This window comes from Planctomonas deserti (assembly GCF_003067705.1).
GTDB lineage: Bacteria > Actinomycetota > Actinomycetes > Actinomycetales > Microbacteriaceae > Planctomonas > Planctomonas deserti.
Map to the genome: position 1 here is coordinate 398,300 of NZ_QANL01000004.1, position 12,175 is coordinate 410,474.

14 protein-coding genes are annotated in these 12,175 nt (G+C 71.6%); 1 reads left to right on the plus strand and 13 read right to left on the minus strand.

Annotation, left to right across the window (positions count from 1 at the left end; translation table 11 throughout):
* Window positions 1–91 precede the first annotated feature (91 nt).
* From DAI20_RS15295 to DAI20_RS15350, 12 genes are all read right to left on the minus strand, one after another.
* A complete protein-coding gene (locus DAI20_RS15295) occupies window positions 92–1,117 on the minus strand; it encodes a serine/threonine-protein kinase (RefSeq protein ID WP_159085083.1) in 1,026 nt (341 codons plus the stop codon).
* The gene (locus DAI20_RS15300; RefSeq protein ID WP_108252354.1) at window positions 1,092–3,143 is read right to left on the minus strand and encodes a flagellar biosynthesis protein FlhA; all 2,052 of its coding nucleotides are present in this window, start codon (window positions 3,141–3,143) and stop codon (window positions 1,092–1,094) included. The genes DAI20_RS15295 and DAI20_RS15300 overlap by 26 nt, the downstream gene beginning before the upstream one ends.
* A gap of 1 nt (window position 3,144) precedes the next feature.
* Window positions 3,145–4,245 (minus strand): EscU/YscU/HrcU family type III secretion system export apparatus switch protein, encoded by a 1,101-nt coding sequence (locus DAI20_RS15305; protein WP_108252356.1) that lies wholly within the window; start codon window positions 4,243–4,245, stop codon window positions 3,145–3,147.
* Window positions 4,246–5,004, minus strand: a complete 759-nt coding sequence (locus DAI20_RS15310; protein ID WP_108252358.1) for a flagellar biosynthetic protein FliR — start codon at window positions 5,002–5,004, stop codon at window positions 4,246–4,248. It lies immediately after the preceding gene.
* Window position 5,005: 1 nt separating this feature from the next.
* Window positions 5,006–5,281: a flagellar biosynthesis protein FliQ gene (fliQ, locus tag DAI20_RS15315; protein WP_108252360.1), complete on the minus strand. Its 276-nt coding sequence runs from the start codon at window positions 5,279–5,281 to the stop codon at window positions 5,006–5,008.
* 1 nt (window position 5,282) lies between these two features.
* Window positions 5,283–6,161, minus strand: a complete 879-nt coding sequence (gene fliP / locus DAI20_RS15320; protein ID WP_168927696.1) for a flagellar type III secretion system pore protein FliP — start codon at window positions 6,159–6,161, stop codon at window positions 5,283–5,285.
* On the minus strand, window positions 6,158–6,757 hold the full coding sequence (locus DAI20_RS15325) for a FliO/MopB family protein (RefSeq protein ID WP_108252362.1): 600 nt from the start codon (window positions 6,755–6,757) through the stop codon (window positions 6,158–6,160). Before DAI20_RS15325 ends, fliP begins: the two co-directional genes overlap by 4 nt.
* A complete protein-coding gene (gene fliN / locus DAI20_RS15330) occupies window positions 6,758–7,462 on the minus strand; it encodes a flagellar motor switch protein FliN (protein ID WP_108252364.1) in 705 nt (234 codons plus the stop codon). It lies immediately after the preceding gene.
* A 2-nt stretch (window positions 7,463–7,464) separates the two neighbouring features.
* Complete coding sequence (locus DAI20_RS15335; protein ID WP_240606106.1) at window positions 7,465–8,367, minus strand: flagellar motor switch protein FliM; 903 nt, start codon at window positions 8,365–8,367, stop codon at window positions 7,465–7,467.
* 146 nt (window positions 8,368–8,513) lie between these two features.
* Entirely contained in the window at window positions 8,514–9,467 is a 954-nt protein-coding gene (locus tag DAI20_RS15340) for an OmpA/MotB family protein (protein ID WP_108252366.1), read from the minus strand.
* Entirely contained in the window at window positions 9,464–10,291 is an 828-nt protein-coding gene (locus DAI20_RS15345) for a motility protein A (RefSeq protein WP_108252368.1), read from the minus strand. Before DAI20_RS15345 ends, DAI20_RS15340 begins: the two co-directional genes overlap by 4 nt.
* Window positions 10,291–10,596, minus strand: coding sequence for a flagellar FlbD family protein (locus tag DAI20_RS15350; protein WP_108252369.1), 306 nt, complete (start codon window positions 10,594–10,596; stop codon window positions 10,291–10,293). The genes DAI20_RS15345 and DAI20_RS15350 overlap by 1 nt, the downstream gene beginning before the upstream one ends.
* 153 nt (window positions 10,597–10,749) lie before the next feature.
* Between DAI20_RS15350 and DAI20_RS15355 the strand changes: the two genes are divergently transcribed.
* Window positions 10,750–11,286, plus strand: a complete 537-nt coding sequence (locus DAI20_RS15355; RefSeq protein ID WP_240606107.1) for a DUF2243 domain-containing protein — start codon at window positions 10,750–10,752, stop codon at window positions 11,284–11,286.
* A 110-nt stretch (window positions 11,287–11,396) separates the two neighbouring features.
* Here DAI20_RS15355 and DAI20_RS15360 read toward each other — a convergent pair whose 3' ends face one another.
* Window positions 11,397–12,068, minus strand: a complete 672-nt coding sequence (locus tag DAI20_RS15360; RefSeq protein ID WP_205781463.1) for an AIM24 family protein — start codon at window positions 12,066–12,068, stop codon at window positions 11,397–11,399.
* Window positions 12,069–12,175 lie beyond the last annotated feature (107 nt).

The window sequence follows — 12,175 nt, forward strand, 5'->3', positions numbered from 1 at the left end:
GGCGGCGCCGGTTCCTCGGCGCCTCAACAGGGTTGGCACGCACACCGGCCGGTGTGTCCCGCTCACCAGGCACCCAGCGCGGCGTAGGCGCTCAGGCGGCGCGGCTCGTCGCCGGGCGGTCGTCGATCCAGCCGATCGGCAGACCGAGCTCCTCGACGGTCTCCGGTGTGGCCGTGTCCTCCCAACCGACCGCGGCGAGGGCGTCGATCGGCACGGCTGACGCGACCGCGGCGACCCAGCGGGCCGTGTCCTCCGGCTTGCGGCCGGCATCCACCGCGACCCAGACCTGGTCCGGGCGGACCGCGGAGAGGATGGCCGGCGCGTCTGCGCCCCAGCCGCACGCCACGAAGGCGGTCTCGCCGCGCTCCACACCGCCGGCGCGGGCGGCGAGGGCGCCGCGGCGGTCGTCGACCCGGGTCGCTCCCGGCGCGGACCCGGATGCGCACACGGACGCGGAGCCCACCGACGCGGCCATCGCGCCCGCCACCGCAACGGCGTCCGCTGAGAGCCCGACCACGAGCACGAGGTCGCCCGGGCGCCGGAGCGGGGCGGGCACGGGCACGGGCAGCAGGGTCGTGGTGTCGGCGGCGGGCACCCGCGCGGACGGCGACACGAGGGGTTCGGGGGCGACCGGCGACGGCGCGTTGTAGGAGAGGTCCTGCAGGAGCTCGGCAAAGGCCGGGGTGCGCGTCGACGGCACGGAGTCGTCCACGCCGAGCAGTGGCGGGGCGACCGGCCGGCCGACGTCGCCGGGAACCGAGGCGGCTCCGCCAGCGCCAGCACCGGACCTCGCGCCGGCAGCACCCGCGCCCGCGCCCGCAGCAGCACCGCGGGGAGAGCCCAGCTGCAGCGCCGCCTCCTGCTCCTCGGCGTCCGCGAGCAGCGCGGCGATCCCCGCCCTGGCCGGGGCGTCGATGACGACGCGGGATCCCGTGGTGCTCGGCGCGCCGACCTCGACGCTGACCTCGAAGTGCCGCTTGGCGAAGAACCCGGCCAGCCCGCCGACCGTGATGCGCTCGGCGGCAACGATCCGCGCGGCGGGCCCGTGCTCCTCGAGCACGCGCGTCTTCAGCTCCTCGATCGACTTACCCTCAAGCCGCAATCGTGTCGTGGGCACGGACCACCCCCACGGTCTCGATCTTCACGTTGGACGCCGTGGCCTCCTGGTAGGACAGCACGGGGAGGCCGCCGGTCTGCGCCGACACGAGGCGGCGGATGGCCGGGCGCAGCGCGGGCGCGCACACCAGGACCGCGCTGAGCCCGCTCGCCTCGACGGTGCCGACGGCGGTGCGCAGCGAGCCGAGGATGGCCTCGATCCGCGTTGCGTCGAGCAGGATCTGGGTGCCCTGCTCGCTCGGCCGCAGGCCCTCCAGCATCGACTGCTCGAGCGCGGGATCGATCATGATCACGCGCAGGATGTCGCCGTCGAGGTGCTGGGCGGCGAGCACCGGCCCGAGCGCCTGGCGTGCCGACTCGATGAGTCCCTCGGGGTCGGTCGACACCTTGGCCCGCAGCGTGAGCGCCTCGCAGATGCGCCCGAGGTCGTTGATGGGGATCTGCTCCGCCAGGAGCCCCTGCAGCACGCGCTGCAGCTCGGCGAGGGAGAGCATGCCGGGCACGAGGTCCTCGATGGCGGACGGGTTGACCTGCTTCACGCCCTCGGCGAGCACGCGCACGTCCTCACGGCTGAGCAGGCGCGCGGCGTTGTTGCCGATGACGGACGAGAGGTGGGTGACGAGCACCGAGACGCGGTCGATGACCGTGGCGCCGGTGAGCTCGGCGCTGTGCCGCAGCTCGGCGGGAACCCACTTGCCGGCGAGGCCGAACACGGGCTCGACCGTCGGGGTGCCGGGCAGGGCATCGAGCGCGTCGCCCAGTGCGAGCACCCGTCCGCCCGGGGCGGTGCCGCGGCCGGCCTCGACCCCGGCGATGCGGATGGCGTAGGTCGAGGGCGGCAGTTCGACGCTGTCCCGGGTGCGCACCGGCGGCACGACCACGCCGAGCTCCATGGCGACCTTGCGGCGCAGCGCGCGCACGCGGCCGAGGAGGTCGTCGGAGGCGCCGGACACCATGTCGACCAGGTCGGGCGCGAGCAGGATCTCGAGCGCGTGCACCCGCATCTGCTCGATCAGGTCCTCGGTGGTCTCGCTCGGGGCGACGACCGCCTCGGCCTCCGCCGCGGCGCGGGCGGCCTCGGCCTCCGCCTTCTCCTTGGCCTTCACGCGCTGCGCGATGACGATCAGCAGGACGCCGACGGCGACGAACGGCAGGATCGGCATCCCGGGGATGAACGCCATGGCGATGGCGGCGACGCCCGCGATGAGGAGGGCGGTGCGCGACTGGGTGAGCTGCGTCGCCGCGGTCGAGCCCATGTCGGACTCCGCGTTGGCGCGGGTGACGATCATGCCCGTGGACACGGCCATCAGCAGGGCGGGGATCTGGGTGACCAGGCCGTCGCCGATGGTGAGGATGCCGTAGTGGTTGAGCGCGTCGCCGATCTCCATGCCGCGCTGCAGCATGCCGATCGCGATGCCGCCGATCAGGTTGATGATGATGATCAGGATGCCCGCGATCGCGTCACCCTTCACGAACTTCGACGCGCCGTCCATGGCGCCGTAGAAGTCCGCCTCGGCCGAGACCTCGGCGCGGCGCTCGCGCGCCTGGGTGTCGGTGATGAGGCCGGCGTTGAGGTCGGCGTCGATCGCCATCTGCTTGCCCGGCATCGCGTCGAGGGTGAAGCGGGCGCCCACCTCGGCGACGCGCTCCGCGCCCTTGGTGACGACGACGAACTGGATGACGACCAGGATCAGGAAGATCACCGAGCCGATGACGATGGATCCGTCGACGGCGACGTGCCCGAAGGCCTCGATGACCGCCCCGGCGAAGCCGTCGCCCAGCACGAGCCGGGTGGAGGCGACGTTCAGGCCGAGCCGGAACAGCGTCGCGACGAGCAGCAGGGACGGGAACACCGAGAAGTCGAGCGGCTTCCGCACGAACATCGTGGTGAGCAGGATCGTGAGCGCGAGCAGCACGTTCAGGATGATGAGGATGTCGAGCAGCCACGCCGGCACGGGCACGACGAGCAGCAGGACGATGCCGACGACGCCGACGGGCACGGCGATCTTCGAGAGGTTGCGGTTCACGTCAGTTCGCTCCGGAGCTCTTGGTGGGCTGACTCATGGTGTGGACGCCGCCCGAGGTGGCACCGCGTGCCTTGAGCGACATCACGAAGGACAGCACTCGGGCGACGGGCGTGTAGTAGTCGACGGGGATCTCCTCGCCGAGGTCGCAGGCGGCGTGCAGGGCTCGGGTGAGCGGGATGTCGCGCACCATCGGCACCCGGTCCGTCTCGGCCTGCTCGCGGATGCGGGCGGCGATGACGCCGGCGCCCTTCGCCACGACCCGCGGGGCGGACAGCCCCGGCTCGTACTTCAGGGCGACCGCGAAGTGGGTGGGGTTCACGAGCACGACGTCCGCCGTGGCCACGGCGGCCATCATGCGGTTGCGGCTCATGGCGATCTGGCGCGACCTGCGCTGCGCCTTGACCTGCGGGTCACCGTCGCTGTTCTTGTTCTCGTCCCGCACCTCCTTCTTCGTCATGCGGGTGCGCTTGCGGTTGCGGCGCATGACCACGAAGACGTCGACGGCGGCGAGCAGGAGGCCCATGGCCACGGCGGCGCGCAGCAGCGCGGCGACACCGTCCCCGCCCGCGGCGAGCAGCGATGCGACCGAGAGCCCGCCCGCGGACATGAGCACCGGGGTCAGCCCCTGCACGACCGTCACGAGCACGAGGGCGACGACGCCGGTCTTGACGAGGGACTTCGCGCCCTGCCAGAGCGCCTGCGTGCCGAAGACGCGCTTCATGCCGGTCAGCACGTTGAACTGCTCGTAGTTGCCGGTGAAGCGCTTCATGTGCACCCCGCCCTGAGCCGCCGCGGTGGCGAGCACGGCGACGGCGACGGTGCCGAGCATCGGCATCACGGTCGCGGCGAGCGAGCCGAGGCCCTGCGCGAGCGACTCCATCGCCGCCGCCGGGTCCGGTGAGGCGATGACGCTACCGACGGTGAAGAGCTGGTCGAGGCTGGCCTTGGTGCCCGCCTCGATGGCGGCCGGGGTCATGACGGCGGCGACGCCGACGCCCACCCACGCGGTGAGGTCCTGCGACTTGGAGAGCTGCCCCTTCGAGCGCACCTCCTTCATGCGCTTCTCGGTGGCCTGTTCGGTGCGTTCGCCCGAGTCCGACATCTACTTCACCCCCAGCATCACGTCGACGGCCTGCCCCGTGAGCGACGACACGACGTCGGGCAGCGCCACGAACACCATGCCGCCGAGCAGAACCGTCATCAGGATCTTGACCGGGAAGCCCATCGCGAAGGCGTTGAGCGCGGGCGCGACGCGGGTGAGCAGGCCGAGGCCGACGTCCGCGAGGAACAGCACGACAAGGAGGGGCCCCGCGATCTGCACGGTCGCGAGGAACATCTGCCCGAGCCCGTTGACCATGGCCTCGGCCGGGGAGGCGAGGTCGAGCCCGCCGCCGATCGGCACGGCGTCGAACGTGCGGGTGAGGCCGCCGATGATGAGCTGGTACCCGCCGGAGGCGAACAGCAGGGCGAGCGCGGTCATCTGGAACAGCCGGGTGAACTGCGCGCCGTTGAGCATGGCCTGCGGGTCGAAGGCCTGCGCCATCTGGAAGCCGCCGAACATGTCGATGATGTTGCCCGCGGACTGCACGGCCGAGAACACGAGCATCACGAGGAAGCCGAGGACCAGCCCGACGACGAGCTCGAGCACGAGCGAGACCAGGAAGGTCGCCGTGTCGCCGGACACGTAGCCCGGCGTGACCCGCGGCGACACCGCGATCGCGAGCCCGATGGCGAGCATCACCTTCACGCGGGCCGGGATCGCGCGGTAGGAGAACGGCGGCGCGATGACGAGGAACGCGACCATCCGCACGCCGGCGAGCATCACGGCCTCGAGCATGGGGAAGTTGATGGGGAGGTTCACGTCAGCCACCGCCCAGCAGCGACGGGATCTTCTCGAACAGCGCGTTCGTGAACGAGACCATCTCCTGGATCATCCAGTGCCCGCAGATGACCAACGCGATGGCCACGGCGATGGCCTTCGGCACGAACGACAGCGTCACCTCCTGGATCTGGGTGATGGACTGCAGCAGCGAGATCGCGAATCCGACGACCAGCGCGGTGATGAGCATGGGCGCGGAGATCTTCCCCGCGACCATCAGGCCGGCCAGGCCGATGTCGAGAACGGCGTTGGTGTCCACGTCAGCCTCCCGAGTAGCTCTTGATGAGGGCCGTGACTATGAGGCCCCAGCCGTCGACGAGCACGAACAGCAGGATCTTGAAGGGCAGCGAGATCATGACGGGCGGGAGCATCATCATGCCCATCGACATGAGGGCCGCGGAGACGACGAGGTCGATGACGAGGAACGGGATGAAGATGACGAAGCCGATGATGAAGGCGGCGCGCAGCTCGGAGATCATGAACGCGGGGATCAGCGTCGTCAGCTGCACGGCGTCCGCGTTCTCCGGGTTCGGCAGGTCCGCGGCCCGGGTCATCAGGGCGAGGTCCTCCTGCCGGGTGTGCGCGAGCATGAACTCGCGCAGCGGGCCGCTGCCGAGCTCGAGGGCCTTGGCGAAGTCGATGTCGCCGTTCAGGTAGGGCTGCACGCCGAGCGCGTTGATGTCGGTGATGACCGGCGCCATGATGAACAGCGACAGGAAGAGCGCGAGGCCGGCGAGCACCTGGTTCGGCGGGATCGACGGCAGCGCGAGCGCGTTCCGGGTCATGGCGAGCACCACGAAGATCTTCGTGAACGACGTCATCATGAGCAGCAGGGCGGGCGCCACCGACAGCAGCGTGATCCCGAGGAGCGTGACGATCGCTGAGGACGGCGCGCCGTTCGGGCCGTAGATGTCGAGGGAGACGCCCCCGTCGGTCGAGGTGCCCGCGCCGGGGTCGGCGGGAGCGGCGGGTGCGGCGGGTGCGGCGGGCGGTGTCGGTTCGACGGGGGCCGCGACCGCGCCGGACGCGCCGGCGAAGAGCAGGGCGAGAAGCACGAGGGCCGCGGCGGCGAGGGCGAGGATTGCGCGCCGACCGAGCGCGGGACGGCGGGACGGGATCGCGAGGGCGGCGCCGCTCACCCGGCGCGCCTCTGCCGAAGGGCGAGGCCGGCCTGGCGCCAGGTGTCACCGGACAGGATGGAGCCGGCGAGGGGCGACGTGGCCGTGACGGGTCGGCCCAGCCGCGACGCGCGGTCGCGCGGACGGCGGAGGACGACGTCCTCGGCCTCGGCGTCGCCGGAGGTGACGGACGCGGCGGACGCGGGTGCAGTGCGCGGCGTGGTCGTGCCGATCGCGGCGGACACGCCCTCGGCCTCCAGGACCTGCGCGAAGGCGCCGGCGCTCGCGGGCACGGCCGCCTCCGTGACGGGGGAGGACTCGGAGCGGGGCGACGGGGACGGAACGGCCGAGAGGACGGCCGGTGACACGGGGGCCTGACCGGACGACAGCAGCGTGACGGACTGCTCGGTGACCCCGAGCAGGTACCGCGATCCCTCGACGTCGACGACGACCACGGACGCCTTGGGCGCGATGCCCTGGCGGGTGACGACGGTGACCGCCGAGGCGGCGCGCTTCACACGGGTGCTGCGGGTCACGCGGCGCTGGAGGAACCAGAGCACGCCGAGCACGACCGCGAGTGACAGCGTGACGCGCGCCGCGAGGACGAGGGTGTCCACCTAGTTGATCCCCTCGGCGATGTCGAGGATCTGGGTGATGCGCACGGCGTAGTCCTGGTCCACGACCACGACCTCGCCGTGGGCGATGAGCCGGCCGTTCAGCAGCACGTCGGCCGGGGCGCCCGCGGAACGGTCGAGCTCGATCACCGCGCCCGGCTCGAGGCCGAGCACATCGCGCACGGCCATGCGGGTGCGGCCGATCTCGACCGTGAGTGCCATCTCGACGTTGTTGATGCGGCCGAGCTTGCCCGCGACAGAGAGCGGCGCGCGCATCGCGGGACCCCCGATGATGCCGTTCTCCCGCACCCGGATGGCGAACCAGCCCGCGGGCTGCCCTGCGGAGGTCAGCGCGAAGACCGCGGTCTCGGGGTCGTCGAAGAGGGCGGTCGCGTCGTCAAGGCGGGTCTCGCCCAGCACGCCGGTGCCGAGCTGGCCGACCGCGGCCTCCAGAGCCGGCCGCAGCACGTCGGCGACGGAGACGAGGGGCGAGTCGGTGCCCGCCGCGGCCGCGATCGACTGCAGGTCGACCAGGACGACGGCGAGGTCGGCGGACACGCCGCCCACGAAGGAGGCGACGACGGCGTCCCGGGTGTTGCCGACCGGCGCGCCGGCGGGCTGGGCGCCCGCGCGGAGGGGCACCGGCGTGGGCAGCTGGGCCGCGAGGGCCTCGGCGGCGTTTGCGTGCAGGGCGATCGCGGTGGTCATGCTTAAAACTCCTTGGCTGTGATGACGACGCCGGCGAGACGGGAGCCGTTGGCTCCCACCGCGGCGGAAGCGATGGGCTGGCCGCCGACGGTCACGTCGAGGGGCCGGTGCTGGGCGTGCGGGATCGGCAGGATGTCGCCGACGGACAGGCCGAGGATGACGGCGGGCGTGACCATGGCGGGCGCGAGCTGCAGGGCGACGTCGACCGGCACGGCGGCCACCTGCGCGTCGAGCAGCTCGCGGGAGTTGGCGGCCGAGCTCATCGGGTTGGTGTCGCCGAGCTGGGGCAGCAGCACGTCCGCGGGGATGGCGAGGGTCGCGGGCGCGGTGCGGTCGCCGACGCGGATCTCGAACGCGCCGACGATCATCAGGTCGGACTTGGCCGCGGCCTGCGCGAACTGCGAGTTGTACTGGAAGCTGCCCACGCCGATGGGCGTGACCAGCAGGGAGCCGAGCGAGTAGCGCAGGTCCTCGAGCGCGTCGTCCATGAGGCGGCGGACGAGCGCCTGCTCGACGTGGGTGAACTTCCGCTCCGGCGCGGCCTGGACGCCGGTTCCGCCGAGCATGTAGCCGACCCAGGAGAGGGCTGCGGACGCGGGGAACTGGAGCACCGCCTTGGCCGAGAAGTCCTCGAGCGTGCACAGCACCATCGCCGTCGTCGCGGGCAGGGACGCCGCGTACTCGTCGTAGGTGTACATGCCGACCTGCTCGCAGGTCACCTGGGAGAGGACGCGCACCTTCGCGGTGAGCTGCGTGCCCCACTGGCGCGCGAACGTGTCGAATGCGAGCTCGAGCACACGGGAGTGCTCGCGCGCGAGGGTGGTGGGCCGGCGGAAGTCGTACACCTCGACGGAGCGCGGCTGCTTGGCCGTCGCGGTCGCGATCTGCGGTTCGAGGAGTGTCACACCGGGCACTATCGGACGCGGTCAGAGGCGCGTTAGGGGGCGCGCCCCCTCACTCTCACCCCCTTTCGGGGGCGCGGGTCGGTCGCGCGCCTGTCGGCGCTCGTCGGCGCTCGTCGGTGCTCGTCGGCGCCTGTCGGTGCGTGTGATCAGTGGCCGCTGGACGCCTTGCTCGTTCCCGTCGATCCGTGGCTGCCGCTCTCCGCCGCCGCGTGCTTCTCGTCCTCCGCGTCCTTTTCCTCGGCGTGCTCCTCGTCCGCGTGCTCCTCGGGCGCGTGCTCCTCCGGTGCCGCCTCGACGGGCTGCCCGCCCTCCCCCGCGACGACGCCGGGGATGAGCGCGCTCACCTCCTCGCTCTGCGTGGTGAGCACCACGATGTCGACGCGCCGGTTGAGGGCGAGCTCGTCCGGCGAGGAGCCCGGGGCGAGCGGGCGGGACGACCCGAAGCCGACGGCCTGGATGCGGTCCTGGGCGATGCCGCCGCGCTCGACGAGGTCGCGCAGCACCTGGGTCGCCCGCGCGGACGAGAGCTCCCAGTTGCTCGGGTACGGCGGCGCGGAGTTGCGCACGTCGGCGTGGCCCTCGACGGACACCTCGCGACCGGAGGCGGCGAGCGGGGCCGCGATCGAGTCGAGCACCCGGCGGGCGGCGTCCGACAGCTCGGCGCGGTTCGAGGCGAAGAACGTCTCGGATCCGACCAGGCGGATGGTGAGTCCCCGGGTGTCGAGCGTGAAGCTCACGCTGGCCTGCAGGCCGCTCGACTCAAGCCCGGCCGACACCGCCTGCTTCAGGGCCTCGAGGCTGTCGACCTCCATCGACGCGAGCTCGGCGGAGCTGAAGCTCTCCCCCTCCGCGTCGATCTTCTCGGCCGGCACGACGGTGCCCTCCGCCGTGTCGATGGCGCCGACCTCGACCGCGCCGAAGCCGGTCGCGAGCGAGTTGCGCAGCTGCTCGTACTTGTTCTGGTCCACGGTCGACATGGCGAAGAGCACGATGAACATGCACATGAGCACGGTGACCATGTCCATGTAGGAGGCCATCCACCGTTCGTCGACGTGGACCTCCTCCTCCTCGGCGTGCTTACGCCCCTTGCGGGCGCTCATGCCGCTTTCGCCGCGGCATCCTTGGCCGCGCCCTTGTCCGCGCCCTTCCCGCCCTTGGCCGAGCCGGACTTGGCCAGCGCGTTGGCGGGCACCATGGCCCTCAGACGCTCGCCGAGGAGGCGGGGCTGGCTGCCGGCCTGGACGGCGAGCACGCCCTCCATGAGCAGCGTCATGCGGGCGACGTCGAGGTCGCACAGCCGCTTCAGCCGCATGCCGAGCGGCAGCCAGAGGAAGTTGGCGGAGAGCAGGCCCCAGAGGGTGGCGACGAAGGCCGCGGCGATCATGTGGCCGAGCTCGTCCGGTTCGGACAGGTTCTCGAGCACGTGGGTGAGCGACACCACAGTGCCGACGATGCCGACGGTGGGCGCGTAGCCGCCCAGGGTCATGAAGAAGCGGGACGCGTTGCGCTGCACGGAGGACTTCGAGGCGATCTCGTCCTCGAGCAGCTCGCGCAGCTCGTCGCCGTCTGTGCCGTCCGCGATGTTCTGCAGGGCGCCGCGGAGGAACGGGTCGCTGACCTTCTCCGCCTCCTGCTCGAGCGCGAGGAGCCCGTCGCTGCGGGCCTTCTCGGCGAGCGCGACGACGTCGTCGATGACCGCCTGCGGCGGGGTGGTCTTGCCGAGGAGCGCCGCGGGGACCGCCTTGAAGCCCGCGATCGCGTCCTTCATGGTGCCGCTCGCGATGCCGACGGCGATGGTCGCGCCGAAGACGAGGATCATCGGGGCCGGCAGGAGCAGCGAGGTGACGCTCGCGCCCTCCAGCGTGATCATCCCGAGGAGGGAGCCGAACGCGAGGGCGATGCCGATCAGGGTTGCCGGATCCATCAGCTGTTCCTCGGTCGCAGGGGCACGGCGCTCGCGATGGCCGTCGGAGTGCGGGAGCCGGGGTCGACGGCGGTCACGAGACCGAGGTGCGGGCCGGACGCGGGCGTGGGCCGGTCGTAGGCCATGGCGATGACGCGGGCGCGATACCCCGCGATCATGTCGATCACCTCGTCCATCGACTCGGTCACGATGTACTTGGCGCCGTCGACCATCACGAGTGTGGTGTCGGGGTTGGCGTGGATCCGCTCGATCAGGTCAGGGTTGATCGCGAAACGGCTGTCGTTGAGCCGCGTGACAACAATCATTACCTGTCCATCCCTGGGTGTTCTTCCGGTGCCGATCCGTGGCGCCACAGTGCACTATCGGCCGCCCGCTCCCATCCGTTAGGAGCCGTCGGCGACGAGCGGGCGTAGCCTCGGGAGCCGGGCACGGCGTCGGGGGAAAGAGGAGGAGACCGCATGGCGGAACGGTCGAGTGGGGCAGGGCCGTCCCGAGCGGCGGGGCCGGTGCCCTCCGCCGTGGCTTCGATGGACGGTCCCGGGGACGCGGCATTCCGACCCGCCCTGCTGCGCGATCGCTCCCTCTGGGGCGCGTTCCTCGTCGGGATCGCGATCATGGCGGGGGTCGACGAGATCGTCTTCCACCAGATCCTCGCCTGGCACCACTTCTACGACCTGTCCACCACCGCGGTCGCGCTCGTGTCCGACGGCATCCTGCACGCGGCCGAGCTGATCTTCCTCGTCGCGGGCTTCTTCGTGCTCGCCGACGCGCGCCGCCGCTCCTCCCTGTCCCGGCGGCGGGCGTGGGCCGGCTTCTTCTGCGGCCTCGGCCTGTTCCAGCTGTGGGACGGGATCATCGACCACAAGGTGCTCCGCGTGCACCAGGTGCGCTACGACGTCGACCTGCTCCCCTACGACATCGCGTGGAACGCGTCGGCCCTCGTGCTTCTGGCGATCGGCGTCGGGATCGCCCTGCGGGACCGCCGCCGCCCCTGATCCGGGTCACCACCCCTGCCGTGAGGTGCCGACTTCGGATCCGATTTCGGCCGAAACGCGTCCGATCCGGGCACCTCACGCGGGTGTGAGGGCGGGAGGAGAGGGTGCCGTCAGCGGGCGGTGGTCTGGACGGGGATGCCCTCGCTCGGCTGGACGACGACGAACCCCGGTCCCGAAAACGCCAGCTGGAAGGCCTCACCCGAGCCGCCGCGCAGCATCGATCGCATGTTCATGGAGCTGCGCACCTCCGGGGTGAGGTTGCCGGACCAGCACACGACGGCCTGCGCGTCAACGAAGGTGGGCTGGGAACTGCAGTCGAGGATGAGCGGCTCACCCTCGCTGCAGATGGCGACCGTGCCGTGTCCCTCGAGGAGCAGGTTGAAGAGGCCGCCGCTCACCATGCCCGCGCCCTGGACCCGGCGGATGTCCCAGCCGATCGACGCGTCCATGGCGAGCAGATTCTTGCTCGAGACGGAGAGCGAGTCGCCCTCGAGCTGCAGCAGGAACACGTTGTTCGCCTGCCGCGCGAAGAACACCTCACCGCGGCCGGACACGCGCATCATGGGCGCGTCCTCGCTGGTCAGCAGCTTCTTCATCATCTTGCCGATGCTGCCGGCACCCTCGTGGTTGAACTCCACCTGCCCCTGGAACGCAACCATGGCGCCCTTGGTCGCGATCACGTCGTCGCCGAGGACGGTCCGCAGCATCTTCGTCGACTGCAGCGTCCACCGCTCGGCGGTTTCCTTCTCCTGGTTCTGCTCGCTGAACAGGGCACTGCGCACGGTGATGCTCCTTCGTCTCGGGCTACTTCGTCTCGGGCTTCTCGGGCGGGCCTGTGGCGCCTGCCCTGGCGGGCTCTTCCGGGCCGGATTCCAGTGTGGCACCGGGG

Excerpts from the sequence above, each read along its gene's own strand:
- DAI20_RS15305 (WP_108252356.1), bottom strand. The coding sequence starts at position 4,245 with ATGTCGGACTCGGGCGAACGCACCGAACAGGCCACCGAGAAGCGCATG.
- fliN (WP_108252364.1), bottom strand. The coding sequence starts at position 7,462 with ATGACCACCGCGATCGCCCTGCACGCAAACGCCGCCGAGGCCCTCGCG.
- DAI20_RS15340 (WP_108252366.1), bottom strand. The coding sequence starts at position 9,467 with ATGAGCGCCCGCAAGGGGCGTAAGCACGCCGAGGAGGAGGAGGTCCAC.
- DAI20_RS15345 (WP_108252368.1), bottom strand. The coding sequence starts at position 10,291 with ATGGATCCGGCAACCCTGATCGGCATCGCCCTCGCGTTCGGCTCCCTC.
- DAI20_RS15350 (WP_108252369.1), bottom strand. The coding sequence starts at position 10,596 with ATGATTGTTGTCACGCGGCTCAACGACAGCCGTTTCGCGATCAACCCT.
- DAI20_RS15355 (WP_240606107.1), top strand. The coding sequence starts at position 10,750 with ATGGCGGAACGGTCGAGTGGGGCAGGGCCGTCCCGAGCGGCGGGGCCG.